Source organism: Streptomyces sp. NPDC001002, from assembly GCF_053599215.1.
Genome location: NZ_JBSFLV010000001.1, coordinates 117,014 through 134,855 on the forward strand (window position 1 = coordinate 117,014; position 17,842 = coordinate 134,855).

The following is a 17,842-nucleotide window of genomic DNA, read 5'->3' on the forward strand; positions in this document are numbered from 1 at the left end:
GGCCACAGCGTCCTCCGGTCCGCGCATGGGCACACGCCCGGTAGCATGGTCGACACGGCAGACGAGCCGGGCGGACGGCCGCGTGGAGTCCCCTTGACGGGGGCTTCCCGAGGAACGTCCGGGCTCCACAGAGCAGGGTGGTGGCTAACGGCCACCCGGGGTGACCCGCGGGACAGTGCCACAGAAAACAGACCGCCCGGCGCTTCGGCGCCGGGTAAGGGTGAAACGGTGGTGTAAGAGACCACCAGCGCCTGAGGTGACTCAGGCGGCTAGGTAAACCCCACCTGGAGCAAGGTCAAAAGGAGCGCCGTAAAACGTGCTCTGCGCGGACGTTCGAGGGCTGCTCGCCCGAGTCCACGGGTAGACCGCAGGAGGCCGACGGCAACGTCGGTCGTAGATGGATGGCCGTCGCCCCGGCCGCCGCGAGGCGGTTGGGTGACAGAACCCGGCGTATAGCCCGACTCGTCTGCCGCTTTCCATTCTGCTGTGACTCGCGCAGCTGGCTCCTCCGGGCGCCCGGGGCTCTGGCTTTTGACGTCTTGCAGGCGCGCGGGGGCGCGCGTGCGGAGCGTGCGTTTCTGGCGTGCTCCGGGTCGGGGTGGGTCGGGGGAACGGCACATACCCGTATGTCGTCTTTGCCAGCGGGGGACATACATGCAGATATGGATGAAGGGCGGAGACCCGGACGGGGCGGACGAGGGGGTTGACCGTACGCGGGAGGCGGCGGACGCTGTCGGTCGCCGTCGTAGGGCCTGTGCCGGGCTGGTGGCCTTGCCGGTTCTGCTGGCCACGGCGTTCTTCGCGACCCTGTTCGTCAACGGGGCGGGGGTATCCGTGGCGTTCGTCGCCGCCGTCGTACTCGCCGTCCTGTGGTCGGCCGGGTTCCTGCTGGTGATGCGCGTTCGTGCCCAGACCGACTTCCGCGGGGACGGCCGGGCGAGGCTGGCCGCCGCCGTCTGGGGCCTGGCTCCGGGTGCGACGGCGGGTCTGCTCTGCTCGTACGTCATGCGCTTGGGCCCCGTGCCCTCCGTGGTGATCGGCGTCGTCGCCGGCGTGGGGTGCGCCGCGGCGTATCTGCGGCGCGCTGTCACGCCCAAGGCCCTGTACATCCAGATGAGGCATACCCTCGTTCAGCCCGCCGGGACGCAGCACGCCCGGGCGATGGCCAGGATCTGTGTCGAAGCGATGCGGGATCCCCGGATTCCGCGCCTGGAACGGCATTTCCTGCGCCTCAATTATGTGCACGCCCACCTCGCTCTCTCCTATCGGGACGGAGACGAGCACCAGGCGGAGGCCGACCGCATGGTCAGGCAGGAGATCGAGGCGCTGCGCAACGATCCCGATTTCTGGCCCCTGTTGGGGCACGAACTCTTCCAGGTGTTCGAGGCCTACGCCGAACTGCACGCGGACCGGAGCGGGTTCGACCAGGCGTTGGAGTTCCTGGAACACAGCGGTGCGGGTCTGTCCATCGTGCGGGCCATCGCCGCCGAACTGCGCGGCGATCACGAAACGGCGTTGCTGGAGGAGGTGATCGCACGCGGACAGGGGCCGGACAGTCCGTTCACCGGGGTGCCGGCCGCCCCCGACACCCGCCGTGCGCAGTTGGGGCATGTGGACGCCGCCGTGCGGCACTACCGGCGGGCCCTGGAGCTGACGGGTGAGGAGAGGACGTATGACACTCGCGTCGTCAAACTCGCCCGAGTCGGCTGCCGGTCCGCGGTTCTGCGCTTCGAACTCGGTGAGGTGGACGCGGAGTTCGTTCGCGGCACGCTGGACACAGAAGTCCGGCGGCTGACCGAACTGCTGCCCCACGGGCGCCGTTGGCCCGGCTCGCGTGGCGGGGATCTCGTGCACAGCCGTCTGGGTCTGGTGCACGTACTGCTGGAACGGGCGGAATGGGGGATCGACAACGGGCAGTTGTCCGTCACCGAGGCTGTCCGTGATCTGCGGGCGGCCCGTGGCGAGTTGGACGGCGTCCTGCGCGACCCGGACGCGTACGACTGGCGCCGGGTCGCCCTCTCCTACCTGGCTCAGGTGCTGGACGGGCTGCGGCGACTCGGCCATGAGGAGGCGTCGTGAGGTTCGGGCGCAGACGGCACCTCCCGACCACGGCTCACGAAGCCATGCGGGCTGCCGCCGAGGAGAACCGTGCCTGGGCGGCGGGTGCGTCGTGGCGCGGGCTGGACATCGCCTACACGGGGCACGCATTGACGGATACCGATCCGCAGGCCGCCGCGGATGCCTCGTGGCACCAACTGACCGGTCTGGCGCAGGCCTTCGACGCACGGACGCGCTCGGCGTCCCGAGCAGATCTGCTGCGCGCCGAAGAAGGGCTCGCGGCCGAGACGGCTTGGCACCAGAACCGAGCCGGACGCCCCTGGCAGGCGGCCCGCGCGCTGGAGTGCGGGCGGGCCCTGCTGCTGGGCCGCATGGTGGGCGGCATCGGTCCTACGGCGACAGCCGCCCTGCGAACTCTCGGTCAGGAGGCCTTGCTCGCCGAGTACTTGGACGCACAGGGCGCACTGGCGGACCTGCTCCGAGCACAGGCGGACTGCGACGCGCCTCCGGCGCCGCCCCCGGTCGTGCTCGGCGGCGCTTCCTTCGCGGTCAGGACAGGGGACCCGCTCGTCGCCGCGTACGCGCGCCTTCGCGGCATCGAGGCCCGTTTGGCCGCCGGCGTTCTCGGCGGCGCCGACGACGCGGGGTTCCTCGGTCCGGTGCCGACCGTCGAGTCGCTGCGCCGGACCGCCCGGCTCTGTGGACCGCTCGTCTACCTGGCCGCTGCCCAGGCAGGAGGCCTGGCCGTGGTGATCGGTGCGGAAGAGCATCCGGTGGCCGTCGAGCTGCCCGCCCTGACCCGTCGGGACACGGGTCTGCTCTCGGAAGCGCTGCGCACGGCCAGAAGCAGCGGTCTGCTGGCCCGCCCACTCGTTCCCGCGCTCTCGGATCTCACCGACTCACTGCGTGCCGTCCCCCTTCCACCGAGCGGCGCGGGGACGGTCACGGTGGTCGGGGCGGGACCGATGTCGCTGCTGCCCCTCACCACAGCCCTCGGGCAGGCGTTCCGTGACCGAGATCCTGGTGGCGCGTCGGTCCCGGCCGTCCGGCATGCCCCCAGTGCGCGCACCCTGCTGCACGCAGGTCGGCCCGCGGACGGCGGCTCGGCCGCCGGTTCCGGCAGGCTGCTCATCGCCGCCGTTCCCACCGCGGCCGAATACGGCGGAAGGCGCATGCCGGACCTGCGATGGGCGGACCGCCAGGCCGCGGCCCTCACTCGACTGCACGGACCCGAGCGGGTCCTGCCCGTCACCCGCACGGTGGCGGATGTCCTCCGCCTGTTGCCGCAAGCCGACATCCTCCACTTCCACTGCCACGGGCACGCCGACAGCGCCGATCCGCTGAACAGCGCGTTGCTTCTGGCCGACAGAGCTCTCACCGTGCGCGATCTGCTGGCCGTCGACGGGCTGCGCGGGAGGCTGGTGATCCTGGGCGCCTGCGAGAGCGCGGCCACCTCCGGTCCGCTGCCCGACGAGGCGATCGGGTTCCCCGGCGTCCTCCTGCAGGCAGGGGCCCGCTGCGTGGTGGCATCGCTCTGGAAGACCCGCGAGGACGCGGCCGCGCTCCTTCTGCATCGCCTCCACGTCGAACTCCTGCGTCCGGGGCGGACTCCACCGGGCGCGCTGGCCGCGGCGCAGACGTGGCTGCGTACCTCCACTCCCGATCAACGGGCCGCGGACTGCCCCGATCTGACGCCCCGTGCGCACAGACTCGCTCCCGCCCACTTCACCTCCCCGGAGCACTGGGCGGGGTGGACCTGCACCGCGGGCTGACGAACAACCGTCCACCTCTGAGCCACCCCGGATGATCCGTGAGCGCGTGAAAGGTATGGCCGATGCAGCGTCCCAGCGTGGAGATCGACCTGGAAGGTCTGGACGAACCGACAGCCGAGGAAGTCGTGAAGCTGGTCACCGACCTGGGCGGAGAACCCCGCTCCTACGACGGTGACATGACGTCGTTCGCCGAAGTGCTCGCCCTCGTCGTCCTGGTCGTCACTCCCCTCAAACCCTTTCTCGACTCGATGCTCCAGCACGCCGGCGAAGTCACCATGCAGCGTCTGATGGCCCTGTTGCCCGCCAGAGCGCAGAGCTCCGTGCAGCCGACGACCGCTTCGTCCGGTACGCCTGGCGGTGCTGCCGCACGCGCCGTACTGGACGGTGAGCGTGGGCATGTCTTCGTGTTCCGTGACGACGCGCCTCCACCGGACGCCTTCATCGACGCGCTCCGCGCGCTGGCGGTGCTCGACACATCGGCCCTGCCGGACGACACACAGTGGATCTGGGACACCGCGACGGCACGCTGGGCTGCGCTGCCGCCGGATTCGTCCGTCAGCGGCAGCCATGTGTGAGGGAAACCGATGTGGTGAGGAAGCCGGCCGGACCGTACCGGAGCGGACCGGCCGGAGACCCGTTCAGTCCACGGTCACCTCGACGGCCTCGCCGCAGGTAATCCGCCGTCCCGTGCGTCTCAATGGGGCCGACCACAGGTGGCCGTGCGTCGCCACCGCGAGCCAGGCCGCACCCTGGCAGTCGGCTGCGGCAAGGACTTCGATGGCCGATGGAACGGGCGTGCGGGCCGGGGCGTCGACCGGTTCCCAGTCGGCCTGGTCCGCCGCGGCGTCGCGGGCGTCGCACGCCAGGAGCCGGCCCCCGCCGGAGGTGGCCAGCACGACGGGAACCCCGGAGACATTGGTGACGACCGCCCGGCTGACCGTCGGGAGCGGGCAGCGGGGGTGGGTCCACGGGTCGTGCACGTCGTAGACAAGGTCCCAGCGGGCCAGCAGGAGCGCGCCGCGTTCGGTCGTCGCGGCCAGCCACGCGGTCTTCGGGCTCTCCAGGGCCACGTCGAGCGTCTTGAGGCGCTCACCACGCAGCGTCAGTTCGGGCCGTGGCTCGGGGTGGGCGGGGAGGCCGGGGCGCTCGTCCAGTCGGAGCACGGTGTGGCGGTCGGGGCTCCACAGGAGATCGAGTTCACCGTCCGCGAGCAGGGCGGTGAGCGGGGCGCCCGCCGAGGCCACGGCGGGGGCGGCGTGCCGACGCAGCGGCCCCGGTCGGGCCGGGCTCGGCTGGTCGAGGCTGCCGCGGGTGAGGCGTACGACCCGTAGACCGTCCGGCGCGGACCAGGACAGGGCGCCCTCCGTACCCGTGACCGCGAGCGAGACGTCGTGCGCGCCGTCCGCCGCGGACGTGTCCAACCGGTGCCACGCCTGAGCCAGTGAGAGGTCCTGCTCCTGGCCGGTGGAGTAGTGCACACCGGTGCGGGACGCCACGGCCCAGGTCACCTGACCGTCCGGCCAGACGGCGAGGTCGACGGATGTGGCGACGCCGAGGTCCGTGGCGGGTGAGGGCGGCGGGGACGGTGGCAGGGACAGGGGGGAGGCTGCCGACCGCCGGGGGAAGGGGGGTGCGCCGCATCGTCCGCAGGCCGCCAGGCCGGCGTCGTTCGGCGTCCCGCATCCCCGGCAGGACCAACCGGTCAGCAGCCCTCCGCTTTTTTTCGGGTCTGGTCGAGCAGCTTTCCCTTCAGTTTCGGTTCGGTGGCGGCCGGACTCGCCGGTTTCTTCGTCTCTTCTGCTTTCTCGGGCTTCGGCGATGCCAAGCCCGTTCCCCGCAGGGCCGTGGTGGAGCCGGTGTCCGTGGTGTCGCCTCTGCGGATCCCCTTGCCTCTGAGTCCCGTCGCTCCGCCCGTGGTCGTGGCCGTACCCGTCGGCGGTGAGGTCGGCAGACCCTTGGCTCGGCGCCGGGCCTCCTTGAGCTTCTCGATGACCGCGGTGACCGGCGGGCGGTCGGTCGGGGCGGCGGCCGTCATCGTGCCGATCAGCTCGCGGATCGGTTCGCGTTCCGTCGTCACGGCCGCGACCGAGACCTCGCTCCCGCCCAGCACGTTGTCCGCCAGGTAGCCGGGGCGGCCGGCCGTGGGCAGCGCGCCCGTCAGATACTGCGCGAAGACCAGCGCGAGGGCGAAGACGTCGGACGCCTGGCCGATGGCCGAGGCGGGTTCGTCGCCGTTGATGAAGGCCATCAACTCCGGTGAGTAGTAGGTCGGGTCGCCGACCAGCTCGCCCGGTCCCGGCGGAGCTCCCGCCTCGAAGCAGTTGTCGAAGTCGATGAGTTTGGTGGCGAAGGTATGGCCGCTGCGGCTGACCAGTACGTTGTCCGGTTTCAGGTCACCGTGGACCAGCGCGTTGCGATGCAGGAGGTGCACGCTGTTGCTGACCGCCAGCATCAGGCTGACCTGGTCCTCGACCGGCAGCAGGGCGATCCGGTCCAGCGAGAGCCGGGTGCTGTCCACTCGGTCGGTCACCTTGAAATACCGTGCCCCGTGGCGGAAGAAGTCCCGGGTGACGACCAGGTTGCCGCCGGTGCTGCTCAGCGGGTTGAGCAGGCGCTGCACGGTGCGGTGGTGGGTCTCGAACCGATCGCACTGTGCCCGTTTGCGCGCCTTGGTCGCCGGGCTGCCGGGGCCGTCGTCGACCGGATAGGTCGGTTTGAGGAAGCGCTTGATGAAGTAGGACGTGCCGTTCCGCTGTGCGAAGGTCCACTCGCTCTGTCCGCCGCCCTCGTTGGAGAAGGGCCGCTCCAGTGTGTAACCCGCGATCGACGTGCTGGTCGTCACCAGGGCGCACCCCCTTCGGGACGCTGGTCGTGGGCAGGGTCGGCCGCGCCGGGGTCCGACCCCGCTGCGTACGGTGACCGCGGGTCGTGCTCGGTGGGCGGTGTCCTGTCGGGCAGCAACTGGTCGGCCAGCCTGGTGATCTCGTCGCCGCCCGCGGCACCCCGGTCCTGCCGATGACCCGGGATCCCGGGCGGCGCGGCGGGGCCGAAACCGGTGGCTTCCGGGCCGACGGTTCCGGCGGCGAGCTGGTTGTCCCAGGCGCCACCCGCCTCCCTGGCATCGGTCCGAGGCGGCACCGGGGGCCCGGGCTGAGGTGTCAACTGTTCGTAGCCCGGCTTGTACGCGTGCCACAGATGGTTCACGGCATCGTCGTACCTCGCCTTGGCGTCGTCGGCGGCACGCCGGGCGAAGGCGTACGCGTCGGCCGCCTCCGTGACCGTCGCCGCCAGGGCCGTGACCTGTCGCTGCCGGTGCGTGAAGTCCGCCGCCATGGCCTGCAGTGAGGGCCAGCCCAGGCAGGCCATGCCCATGGTCGAGTCGTCGCCGGTGAGGCCGCGCAGACGATGGGTCAGTTCCAGCCCCCAGGTTCCCCAGTCGCCGTCCTGATCGGCGGCGCTGCGCATCGAGGACAGCAGGAGGTCCTCGAAGTGCGCCGGTGTGCGCAGATAGCCGAAGCAGCCGTCGGTCGCCGCGATGACCACGGAGGGATAGGGCAGGGGCGTCACGGACCTGTTGTTGATCTCGAACCGGCCGTCCGCCGAGACCAGGTTCGACATCGGGGAATCCTCGACGAGATTGCGCATGGCGTCTCCGCGCGACTTCAGGTCGTCGACCGTGAGTTGGTGCAGACCGTCGTGGGGCAGGAGCACGTACACGCGCGAGTCTCCCGCCCAGAAGATCCGCAGAGTCAGCACGTCGTCGACGAAGTGCACCAGTCCGAGGGCCAGTGTGGTCGGCAGGGGACGGATCAGACCGCCCCGGATACGGCTGCCCGTGCTGCCGGCCTCCTCCGACTTCTTCCGGAACTCGTGCTTCAGGGCCGCGGTGAGGGTCTCGCCCAGGCCCTGGCCGCCCTTCCACGCGTCCGACGGCGGTCCGAGCTCCGGGTTGAACGCCTGCTTCAGCACGGTGAGCGAGACGTCTCGCGCCAGGTGGGAGGCGACCCGGGCCGAGGTGCGGGCCCCTCCGAGGGTCTGGATCATGGTGGCGCCGGCGCCGCCGAGGCCGTCGAAGGCCCCGACGACGAGCGCACCTTTGGTGACCGGCTGCGCGAGAGGCGGGGCGTCCTCGCCCTGCTCCTCGCGCTTCTCGATCGACACGGTGATGTAGCCGGTCCGCGGGTGCGCGGTACCGGGCCGGTCCTTGCCGGGCCCGGTACCGGATGCGGATTCGTGCTTCGCGGGAGGCATCAGACGCTGTTCGCGATGCTTTCGAGGATGGTGCCGTAGTCGATGTCGGACAGTCCCATGCCGGCGTTCGACGCGTAGTGCAGCACCGACTCCCAGTGGTTGGAGATGTCGGTCCAGGCGTACGCGTCCGGGGCGAAGAGCACGAGCCGTTTGGCGTTGGCGTCCATCACCTCCTGGCCCTCCCACAGGTCCGTGAGACCGTCGAAGTCGGCGGGGACGCCGACCGGGTAGTTCGACGGCTTGCGGCCGGCGTTCTTCTCCACCGGGTGGCTGCTGGCGTCGGTCCACATGACGATGATGTGCCGGCGCTTGGTGCCCGACGTCGTCCACGGCGAGCGCATCGCCTCCACCAGTCCCTCCAGGCTGTTCTCGGGTTCGTCACCGCCGCCGGTGGCGACGATCGAGTCGACGAACCGCGCGTACTTCTCCTGCTCACCGGGCAGTTCGAAGAAGTCCGAGGCGACGAGGGGCTCCTCGTCGCCCGCGTAGTAGTCCCGGAACACGACGACCCGAACCCGCAGTTCGTCCACGTGCTTGTCCTTGGCCGCCATGACCTTGCCGAGTTCGTCGTGGAAGCGCAGCGCACCGGCTTTGACGCGGTCGATCGTGCCGCCCATGCTGCCCGTGGCGTCGATCACCAGGACCAGGTCGACGGCGTAGGTGAATCCCTGAGATGTCATGAGTCCCCCTGGGTGTCTCTGTTTCGTGCCGAGTGAGTGGTGGTGCCGCCTCACAGCAGATAGGCGTGGCGGCGCAACGCCCTTTCCAGGGCGAGGCGTTCGGGTTCCTCCGCGGCGGAGCCCGCGGAGCGTTCCAGCTTGTCGACGAGTGACTCGATGGCGGCGCGCTCGCCGTCGTCGACGAAGGGCAGTACCTTGTCGCGCGCTTTGCGGATCGCCTCCGTGGAGGCGGGGTCCAGGAGAGGGCCGGGCGGCGGAGCGGGTGCCGGGTCCGCGGGTGCGGAGGCGCTCATGAACGCGTCGACCTCCCTGCGCAGTTCCGGCAGCCGACTGCGCTCCTGCCGTGCGCCGTAGGTGAGTTCGTCCCGCAGGAAGACCTCGTCCGTCCGCTGGTCGGTCACCGTGACGTGCAGGATGCCGTCGATGTCGTACTCGTAGGTCACGGAGAACGCGGACTCCCGCTTGAGCCGTTTCGCGGGCAGCGGGACCGTCCAGTTCTTCAGGACCACGTTGTCCTCGTGCCGGATCGGCCGACCGGGGTCGCCCTCCACCACGACGATCTCGATGGCCTCCTGGAAGTCGTGCCCGGGGATGTAGGAATCGGTGGCCCTGGCCGGGTACTTCGTGTTGCGCGCGATGAGAGTGGAGAAGGCTCCCTCGGGCGCGGAGTGCTCGTTGTGGACGATGACTCCGAGGGCGTGCTCCGTACCCACGAAGAAGTCCAGGTCGGTGATGCTGCCGGAGAGAATGCCGGCCGCGACGGCGGCTCCTTCCGCGACGGCGGTCATGGGATCCACGCCCTCGCTCGGGTCCGCGTGCACCAGCTCGGTCAGGAAGCGCTGGACGACCGGCATCTTCGAGCTGCCGCCCACCATGACCAGATGGTCGATGGCTCCGGGGCTGTCCCGCAGACACACCTCGACCGGTTCACGGGTCCGCTCCACGAGCGGCCTGATCGACTCCTCCAACTCCTGCCGGGTGACCCGTAGGAAGCCGCCGCCGGGCAGCGCGACCCGGGTCTCCTCCTGACGGCTGAGCTCGATCTTGGCGCGTTCGAGGTTGAGCCGGAACAGGTTGCGCTGGGCCGGCAGCCACTCCGCGGAGCCTTTGACGCGGGGAAGCACGGCGGCCGCGAACAACTGGTCCACGTCGATCCCGCCGAGCCGCTGGATGCCCTTGGACGCCTGCTCGATGAAGGCGCCGTCCACCGACTCCAGCACGGTCACGTCGAGAGTGCCGCCACCCCAGTCGAAGACCAGGATCCGCTGGTCCTGGCCGATGGTGCGGGCATGGGCCATGGCGGCGGCCGTGGGTTCGTTGATCAGGGCCGTCACCTCGATCCCGGCCAGGCCTGCCGCGAGTTTGGTCCGGTACCGCGCCAGGCCACGGCTGTTGGCGGGGATGGTCACGACCGCGCGGTCCAGGGCCGCCGTCAGGCCGCTCGCCGCGGCCCGTTGCTGGATGTGCCGGAAGAACATGGCCCCGGCCGTCTCGATCGGCAGCGTTCGGCCGCCCACGGACACCGAGTCCGTCGCGGCGAACAGTCGTTTCACCGCTTCCAGCCGCTCGTCGTGCCGGCTCTTGGCGGCCCAGCCGAACACGGGCGCGTCGCCCGAGAAGGCCATGACCGAGGGCAGCACCAGATCGAGCCCCGTGTTCGCCCATTCCGCGGGGATGCGGTCGTCCAGCGGGACCGTCTCCACGGCCGAGGCGGACGCCCGTGCCAGGACGCTGTTCGTTGTGCCGAAGTCGATTCCGAAGGCGTCGTCGCCCATCCGGGTCACCCGCCTTCCTGGACGCGGTCGGCCGCGGAGCCGGGGCGCACGCCGGCCGGGTCGCCGGTCACCTCTGGATCGGCACCGGCACCGGCACCGGGATCAGTGTCGGGATCGGGATCGGGGTCGGGGTCGGGATCGAGGGCCGGCGACGAAGGCGAGGCCGCTGCCCCGTCCACGGGCCTGTCGGACCGTTTCGCCCGTGCGGCTCGCTTCGGCGCGGCGGCGGGTACGGGCTCCACGGAGACCGCCTGTTCCGTGCCGGGCGCCGGCTCCGTCCGCTCCGGCGTCGGCACCTGTGGCGCCGTCTCGGCGCGGTGCGCACGCCCCGGACGTACGAGGCGGCCGGTGACTCCGTCGACGTAGGCCGGCTCCAGTACCGCCAACGGACCGCCCAAGTTCTCGACGAGTTCGTACAGGAGGTCGGCCTCGGGGTGTCCGGGGTCGCTGACGCGGTCGAGGGCGGCTTGGGTGATCCACCCCTCCACCAGGGCGCCGACGACTTCCAGGTCGGCACCCTGGGCCAGGGCCGCATCGAGCTGCGCCAGCTGGGCGAGGTGCGTCCAGCGGGCGGTGGCCGAGGCGACGACCTGTTTGCGCAGTCCGTCGTAGGCGTCCGCGGCGGCCACCACGGACGGCTCCCGGACCAGGGCGATGACCTCCAGCTTGTCCAGCCGGCGGTCGAGATCATGGACGAGTTGGATCGCCTCGGCAAGCCGATCGGCGACCGTACGCAGGGTCTTGTTGAACAACGCTCCCCCTAGTTGCGTTGTGGTCCTACGGATGTGCTGTGACCGTCAGGGGACGATCGGCTCGGTGCCCGCTCGGCGCAGTGCGACCAGGTGCTTCACCCACTCCACGGCGGCCCGCGCACGCAGTTCTTCGAGCGCTCCGGCCATGTCGCCCGGACGCGCGGCGAGTTGTTCCGGGCCGGGCTCGAACACACCGGGACCGGAGCCCTCGAACGCTTCCGGGAACGCGGGGACCCGGAAGACGTCCATGCGGCTCGCCGGGTCGCTCTTCGCCTCGTCGATCTGGTTCAACGCCCAGGTGAGATCGGTGGGATCGCCCTGGGTGAGGCCGCGGCGCAGCGCCCGGGTGCGGCGTACGAAGGCGATGTTGGCTTCGTCCCGTCCCGCGCCGTAAAAGACGCCGAGGACAAGATAGGGATTACGTTTCATGCACCGGTTCCTTCCATGCCGGCCCGCAGCCTGGTGGTCTCGGCGGACCACGTCAGCACCGCCTTGGTGAGCATCTGGGCGATCTTGCGGGCGGATTCGTGCTGGGGCAGCTCTGCGAGGAGGCGGCCGAAGGCACGCAGACGGGCCACGCACTCGTCCACGTCGTCCAGCAGTCCGGCCAACCGCCGGGAGAACGCGCCGCCGGCGGTTCCCACCGGGATCGGCCCGGTATCCGCCAGCCGTGCCAGCTCCTCGCCCCGCTCGCCGACGATCCGCTGGGTGGCCTCCAGCGCTCGGATGGCGCAGACGCACAGACACCGTGAGATCTCCTCGCGCAGCGCCTCGTCCACCGGCTCCGGCAGATCGAGGGAACCGTCGAGGAACTCCCCGCAGGGCCCCAGGAGGAGCCGGTGCTCGGCCGCCGGCCTGATGTCCTCGTCGATGTCGGCGAGGTACACCGTCAGATGCGCGGCCGCCTGGGCGCCGAGGACGAGACCGGGCACTGGTTCCAGCACCTCGCCCCGCAGAAGGACCTCGATGGTGGGGACCAGGTGGATCGCCTTGCCGAACTCGCAGTGCACGCCCTCGTCGAGCAGCCTCGCCAGTGCCCGCAGTTCTTCGTCGACCCAGGTGTAGGCGTCGTCGCCGTGAGCCAGCTCCACCAGGACGTCCGCCACATCCGACAGGCCCGTCTCGTGGTCCGGGGTCCAGGACTGTGCGCGGGTCCGGTAGTAGCGCAACTGCGCCTGCTGCTCGGAACCGGAGGCGACGAGATCGGATCCGGGGGCGGCGAGCCAGGTGTGGTCGTAGGCCGCGGCGAGGGTGAGCAGCAGCCGGTGGAGCGCGGTGTCGAGGACCGCACGGCCCAGCGCCGCCCGCACCATGGCCACGAGTTCGGGCGGACAGTCGTCGAGTTCGCTGTCGGCCTGCCAGTGGCCGATCGCGGCCGCCAAGGCGTTCTCGGCCCGCACCGTGTTCTCCCGTGGGACGGGCGGAGCCACCTTCGGACCGAGGGCGCCCTCGATGATCCGGGCCAGGTAGGGGAGCGCTGCCGTGACACTCCGTTCCGCCGAGACGAGGGAGGCGTTGACAAGCAGCGCCGTGCTCTCGCGCAGTGCGAGCGCCTCGTCGAGCCGGGACAGCGCTCCCTCCTCGTCGGCCTGTTCGGCCCGCGCGCAGGCACTCAGGTTGAGCGCCTCGGCCCGGACCAAGGAGTCGGCGGCGCGGACGGCGAGCGCGTCGCCCTCCGCGGCGGCCTCCGTCCACCGGCCGTCCAGGACCAGGCCGGTCAGACGCCACAGGTCCAGCCACTCCGCGAGGCGCGGGTCGCGGTCCGTGGTGTCACCGGCCCGCAGCGAGCCCGAGCGGGCCTCGGCGCCGAGCATTCGCCAGCAGGAGGGGTCGGCCGCCACGGCTGCCGGGACGAGCTGGGGCTCGTCCGGGTGCGCGGCGATCGTCGCGCGCAGGCGGGCCAGTTCCCTCGCGAGCCCCACTGCCTCCGGCCGGAGGCCGCCGAGGTCCACCGCACGTCCGGTGCGGCGCCAGAGGTCCAGCGCCCGGTAGTGGAGTACGGCGGTGTCCGTGTCGGGCAGCGTGTCCAGTTCCGCCCGGTCGTGCGCGAGGTAGGCGCGGCGGGCGCGCTCGGCGGTGAATCCTGTGCCGGCCAGGTCCGCTTCGGACGCCTCGCCGGGAGTGAGCCTGCAACGCAGGTAGGACATCTGCTCCGGCGACCACGGCGGAGGCTCCCCGGGCGCGGCGGCGTGCAGGACCCGCGGCGAGAGACCGCCGTGGTCGACCAGGTCGTCGAGGAGAACCGGCGCGAGGCCCTTGAGAGCGCTGAGGTCTTCCGGGCCAGCGCTCTCCCGGCCGCCACGCCGGTCGCTCTCCCGGCCGCCCTGTCGGCCTCCCTCCCGGGCCGTGAGATACCCGAACAGGGCCCGGACCGTCGACGGATCGGTCGCCTCCGGAGCCGGCGGCGCATCCGTCCCGGTACCGACCAGGCAGCGCGCCGCCGCCCCCACCCGTGCGTCCGAGCACCTGGCTCCCACCAGGTCCGCGTACGGCACGACGATCCGCGTGGCCCGCGCGGACTCGCGCGGCTGGAGAGCCACGAGCAGGGCCTCCGCCTCCAGCGACTGATCGGCGAGCGACCGGAGTTGGGCCGCCGCGCGCGAGGTCAGGGAGTTGTCCGCGACGATGTCCGGCAGGCGGGCCAGCAGGAGATCGATCCGGGCCGCGTAGACGGAGCGGGGCAGCCGCTCCAGGTGGCGCAGCATGACCCCGGTGTCCCCGACGACGCACGCGGTGTACGCCTGGTACCAGATCAGCTCGGTGGCGGTCAGCCCGAGCTGCCGGGTGAGGACCAGCCGGCTCAGCGCGAGCGCGTCGAGGGCGGCGGCCCGACGGGTGCCGAGCGAGGCCATGGCCCGGTCACCGGCCTCCGCCTCGACGACCGAGCTCGGCCACCGCGCCCGTAGCCGACCGGCGTCCCGCGCCTTCAGCGCCGCCCACAACCGCCCGGCGGCGCTGAGGACTTGGGGTCCGTCGAAAGACACCCTGTCGAGGCGGTCGAATTCGAAGCCGGACAGTTCGAACAGTTCCCCGCTCGTGGTGAGCGCGGTCACCGAGTCACCACGGTCCTTCAGGGCCAGCGCCTTTTTGAGGCTCAGCGGCCCGCCGCTCCGAACGACCCGTCCCGTCCGGTCGTGCTGGACGGAAGGCGGCTCCAGAGGAATTCCGCAATGAGAACAGACACTTTCCACCTCGTCGTCCCGACCGCATGCACGGCACCAGGAGACAAACCCTCCCTCGCCCATGGCCCCCCGTTCACATTTCTGTGTGCTTCCGCATTTCTGCGCGCTTCGTCTTCTTCTCTGCTCTTTCTCTGCTTCTTGGCTTCTTCTCCGGCTCAGCGGCCGTTGTCGATGACGCGTTGCACGCGGTCCGCCATGAACTCCTCGGCGGTGCGCAGCGCCTGCGCGGACGCGATGAGATCCGCCGCCTCGGAGAAGAGCCGCTCGGTGTCCTCGTATCCCTGCGCGCGCAGCCGCTGGAACGCCGCGGGGGAGAAGTCGAGCCAGCCGTTGGCGGTGCCCAGCGGGCCGGACGGGGTCAGCGGACGCGAGGGGCGGATCTGCAGCAGCGTCAGATCCGGGTGCTCGACCCGCTTGATCGGTTCCCCGGGCAGCAGGTGGACGACGATCACGATGTCGCAGTGGTCGAGGTCGGCCAGGGCCCGGATGGGTGTGTTGTCCCGCCCGAGCATGCCGTCCCGGTAGTACTCGCCCGCGACCTGCCGGGGCTTGAAGAGGAACGGCAGCGCGGCGCTCCCCAGGACGGCTTCCTTGATCTGCGCGTCGTCGAGTCCGTTCAGATGCAGGATCCGCGAGCGCCGCCCCGCCAGGCCGGCCAGCCACTCGGACGCCGCCTGGGCCACCTTGAGATGCGGCAGGTGCAGCGGCGGGAGGACGGGGTAGACGGCCACGCGCATGGTGGCGCCGGTGCGCAGTGCCGCCGCGTCGATGGCGCGGTCGGCCAGCTGCTCGAGCTCCCCCCGGGCTCCGAGCAGCCGGCCGACGCGCGGTGCCAGGCGCCCGAAGTGCTCCGCGAGACTCTCGTCCATCGCGTCACGTTCGGGTGTGGCACCCCCCATGCGGTCCGTGAATCCGGTCCACAGCTCGACCAGTCGGGCCGCCCCTTCGGGCAGCGAGCGGGCGGCGGCCACCGTGACCCCGTTGAGCGCGCCGATGCTGGTCCCAGCGATCGCGGTGATCCGCACGCCACGCTCCGCCAGGCACTCGACGGCCCCCACCTGGTAGGCCCCCTTGGCCGCCCCACCGGCCAGGACGAGGCCGAACCGGTGTGCCGGGGTGCCGCCCCCACTCGTGATCAGCTGTGTCATCTCCCGGGTCACGGGCCCCGGCATCCGCGGTGCGGGTGCCGGCCGCGGACCGGAGGCGAGGGCCGCCGCCCGGCGCCGCAGGTCCTGAAGCTCCCCGGCGCGGTCCTGTTCAGACACCGCGCTCGCCCCCCTCGGCCGCATCGTCCATGGCCCCGGCCTTCTCCTGCTCGTGGTGCAGATCGGTACGGGCCTGGTGCGCCGCGTCGGCCTGCTCCCGGATCGCCGTGTGCACGAACTCCTCGTAGGTCAGCAGCTCCAGATGGCCGTAGTCCCGGCGGGCGTCGGCCGCCGCCTCGCGCGCCGGGTCCTCGCTGGTCAGGGGCTGTCGCGCGGACAGCTCCAGCCCGCGGGCCACCGCATAGCCGACCGGGCGGTGCGGCGGCCGCAGCCGCGGTGACAGACCGATGCCCAGGACCTCGGCCACCATCTGCCGCTCGTCCGCGTCCGGCAGTTCCGCGATGATCCGGTCCACCAGAGCACGTACCGACCTCCGGCCCGGAGCGCCCCCCGCGCGCCCCGGACCGAAGCTCTCCCGTCCCGACTCCGACCGCGGGTCGGACAGGATGTCGTCGGCGAGCCGACCCCGCCAGGACCGGTCGCCGGTGACGAACTCGTGCAGCCCCGGCCGCCCGGCGGCGCACTCGCGGGCCAGCAACAGCACCTGGCACAGCCACGGCAGGCCGGCGTAGGCGCCCTGGTGCCGCCAGCGGCGTACGACCGTGTCGGACTCGGCCCAGGCGGACTGCCACAGCTCGACGGCCAGCAACCTGCGGTCCGTCTCCAGCAGGGCGCGGGTGTGGGCGTCGAGGATCCGCTCGTGGTCGTCGAGCCGGGCGTCGATCTCGTCGAGCCGGCGGCTCACCACGTCGATGAACTCCGTGAGCACGCCCGCCAGTTCACGGATCTCGTCGAGCGCCTGGTACGTCAGCTCGCCCACCCGTGCCACGTCGTACTGGAGTTTCTCGACCTCCATGGCCAGCAGGCCCACGGTCAGATCGGTGAACGCCAGGTGCCGGGCGGTCTCCTTGGCCCAGGTGACCATGTGCCGCTGGGTGCGGGCCATTGCCGCGTCCACTTCGAGGGCGCGCCTGCGGTCCTTGCGGTTCCAGCCGAGGAGCACCCGGCCGAAGAAGCCGTGCCGGGCACGGGCCGCGGTCATGTCCTCCACCGTCGCCAGACCGTTGACGATCTCCGCCAGCGCTCGGTCGCCGGCCTGCGGGATACGCCTTCTCAGCTGCCTGAGATCGACCTCGTCCATCGTGGTCAGCCTCCCTCGTACCCGGGCACGGCCGCGGTGTAGACGGTGGGAGCCAGGAGTTGGCGACCGTGCGCCGTGTACCCGGGGCAGACCACGAAGGCGACGGGACGGCCGGCCTCGCATCCGGTCCACAGCACGTGGTCCGGCGGACTCGCCGGGGTGCCGGTCGGCACCGCGAAGTCGAAGTGACCGTCGTACCCGCTGCCGGTGATGGTCCGATGCAGATCGGCTGCCTCCGCGCCGACCCGCTGCAACAGCTTGCGCTGGTCGGGCGCGAGCGGCACATGGTCGTCGGCGGTGGCGATCCGGGCCAGTTCGTCGAGGTCCGGTCCCCGCCAGGTGCCGTCGACGGGACCGAAGAGGGCCAGGCACATCAGACGGGCCAACTCGGCCCTGCGCAGCACCCGGTCCACCGGGTTCTCGGCCGTGGTACGCGTGCTGATCAGGCTCTCCAGCCGCTGTGTGTACAGGGTGTCGAGCCGGTCGCGAATCTTGAAGTGGACGGCGAAGTCCTCCCGGGTCAGGGTGGACTGCCGCTCCACGTCCTCGGCGCGCATCAGATGCAGCACCTCGTCCAGCTCGCTGAGACTGCGGCGCGTCGCCGACACGGCCGCGTCCAGCTCGTCCGCCCGGGTCTCGGCACCTTCCTGACGATGCGTCAACTCGGCCAGCCGGTTGGTGACGGTGTCGATCCTCGCGGCCAGCTCGGCGCGCAACTTGGCCTGATACAAGCCGAGTTGGGTGTCGGTGACGTTGTTCCGCTCAAGGTCCCTGACCCGAGCCGCGAGCGCCTCGACCGTCCCCAGCCGGTCCATCACACGCTCCCAGTCCGCCCGAGGCGTCAGGACCGCGTCGTCGCCCTCCCGCAGACCCGGCGCGTCGTAGGTGTGCGTCGAGAGGGTGCCGGAGGTGTCTCGACCGAACCGCATGATGCGTACGAGCATGTGAAAGATCTGCATCTCTCCC

Annotated in this window: 14 protein-coding genes and 1 other RNA gene; 4 read left to right on the top strand and 11 right to left on the bottom strand. The window is 71.3% G+C overall.

The window, feature by feature from the left end; translation table 11 throughout:
* Positions 1 to 62: 62 nt before the first annotated feature.
* The 4 genes from rnpB (at position 63) to ACWDR3_RS00605 (ending at position 4,405) form a co-directional block, all read left to right on the top strand.
* Positions 63 to 469, top strand: an RNA gene (gene rnpB / locus ACWDR3_RS00590) — RNase P RNA component class A.
* A gap of 185 nt (positions 470 to 654) precedes the next feature.
* Positions 655 to 2,079 carry a hypothetical protein gene (locus tag ACWDR3_RS00595; RefSeq protein WP_450349606.1) on the top strand — a complete coding sequence of 475 codons (1,425 nt, stop codon included), beginning with the start codon at positions 655 to 657 and terminating at the stop codon, positions 2,077 to 2,079.
* Positions 2,076 to 3,830, top strand: a complete 1,755-nt coding sequence (locus tag ACWDR3_RS00600; RefSeq protein ID WP_450349608.1) for a CHAT domain-containing protein — start codon at positions 2,076 to 2,078, stop codon at positions 3,828 to 3,830. The genes ACWDR3_RS00595 and ACWDR3_RS00600 overlap by 4 nt, the downstream gene beginning before the upstream one ends.
* A 62-nt stretch (positions 3,831 to 3,892) precedes the next feature.
* Entirely contained in the window at positions 3,893 to 4,405 is a 513-nt protein-coding gene (locus tag ACWDR3_RS00605) for a hypothetical protein (RefSeq protein WP_450349609.1), read from the top strand.
* A gap of 63 nt (positions 4,406 to 4,468) precedes the next feature.
* On the opposite strand, the gene ACWDR3_RS00610 is transcribed toward ACWDR3_RS00605, so the two are convergent.
* From ACWDR3_RS00610 to ACWDR3_RS00660, 11 genes are all read right to left on the bottom strand, one after another.
* The gene (locus ACWDR3_RS00610; protein WP_450349611.1) at positions 4,469 to 5,326 is read right to left on the bottom strand and encodes a hypothetical protein; all 858 of its coding nucleotides are present in this window, start codon (positions 5,324 to 5,326) and stop codon (positions 4,469 to 4,471) included.
* Positions 5,327 to 5,532: 206 nt separating this feature from the next.
* A complete protein-coding gene (locus ACWDR3_RS00615) occupies positions 5,533 to 6,672 on the bottom strand; it encodes a serine/threonine protein kinase (protein ID WP_450349612.1) in 1,140 nt (379 codons plus the stop codon).
* Positions 6,669 to 8,081 carry a hypothetical protein gene (locus tag ACWDR3_RS00620; protein ID WP_450349614.1) on the bottom strand — a complete coding sequence of 471 codons (1,413 nt, stop codon included), beginning with the start codon at positions 8,079 to 8,081 and terminating at the stop codon, positions 6,669 to 6,671. The genes ACWDR3_RS00615 and ACWDR3_RS00620 overlap by 4 nt, the downstream gene beginning before the upstream one ends.
* The gene (locus tag ACWDR3_RS00625) at positions 8,081 to 8,761 is read right to left on the bottom strand and encodes a vWA domain-containing protein (RefSeq protein WP_450349616.1); all 681 of its coding nucleotides are present in this window, start codon (positions 8,759 to 8,761) and stop codon (positions 8,081 to 8,083) included. Before ACWDR3_RS00625 ends, ACWDR3_RS00620 begins: the two co-directional genes overlap by 1 nt.
* A gap of 50 nt (positions 8,762 to 8,811) precedes the next feature.
* Positions 8,812 to 10,536, bottom strand: coding sequence for an Hsp70 family protein (locus tag ACWDR3_RS00630; RefSeq protein WP_450349802.1), 1,725 nt, complete (start codon positions 10,534 to 10,536; stop codon positions 8,812 to 8,814).
* Positions 10,537 to 10,541: 5 nt separating this feature from the next.
* A complete protein-coding gene (locus ACWDR3_RS00635; RefSeq protein WP_450349617.1) occupies positions 10,542 to 11,288 on the bottom strand; it encodes a hypothetical protein in 747 nt (248 codons plus the stop codon).
* A gap of 45 nt (positions 11,289 to 11,333) precedes the next feature.
* Entirely contained in the window at positions 11,334 to 11,717 is a 384-nt protein-coding gene (locus tag ACWDR3_RS00640) for a hypothetical protein (protein WP_450349618.1), read from the bottom strand.
* Positions 11,714 to 14,341 carry a hypothetical protein gene (locus ACWDR3_RS00645; RefSeq protein ID WP_450349620.1) on the bottom strand — a complete coding sequence of 876 codons (2,628 nt, stop codon included), beginning with the start codon at positions 14,339 to 14,341 and terminating at the stop codon, positions 11,714 to 11,716. The genes ACWDR3_RS00640 and ACWDR3_RS00645 overlap by 4 nt, the downstream gene beginning before the upstream one ends.
* A 284-nt stretch (positions 14,342 to 14,625) precedes the next feature.
* Positions 14,626 to 15,735: a patatin-like phospholipase family protein gene (locus ACWDR3_RS00650; RefSeq protein ID WP_450349621.1), complete on the bottom strand. Its 1,110-nt coding sequence runs from the start codon at positions 15,733 to 15,735 to the stop codon at positions 14,626 to 14,628.
* On the bottom strand, positions 15,728 to 16,876 hold the full coding sequence (locus tag ACWDR3_RS00655) for a hypothetical protein (RefSeq protein ID WP_450349622.1): 1,149 nt from the start codon (positions 16,874 to 16,876) through the stop codon (positions 15,728 to 15,730). The genes ACWDR3_RS00650 and ACWDR3_RS00655 overlap by 8 nt, the downstream gene beginning before the upstream one ends.
* A 5-nt stretch (positions 16,877 to 16,881) precedes the next feature.
* Positions 16,882 to 17,835 (bottom strand): hypothetical protein, encoded by a 954-nt coding sequence (locus ACWDR3_RS00660; RefSeq protein WP_450349624.1) that lies wholly within the window; start codon positions 17,833 to 17,835, stop codon positions 16,882 to 16,884.
* Positions 17,836 to 17,842 lie beyond the last annotated feature (7 nt).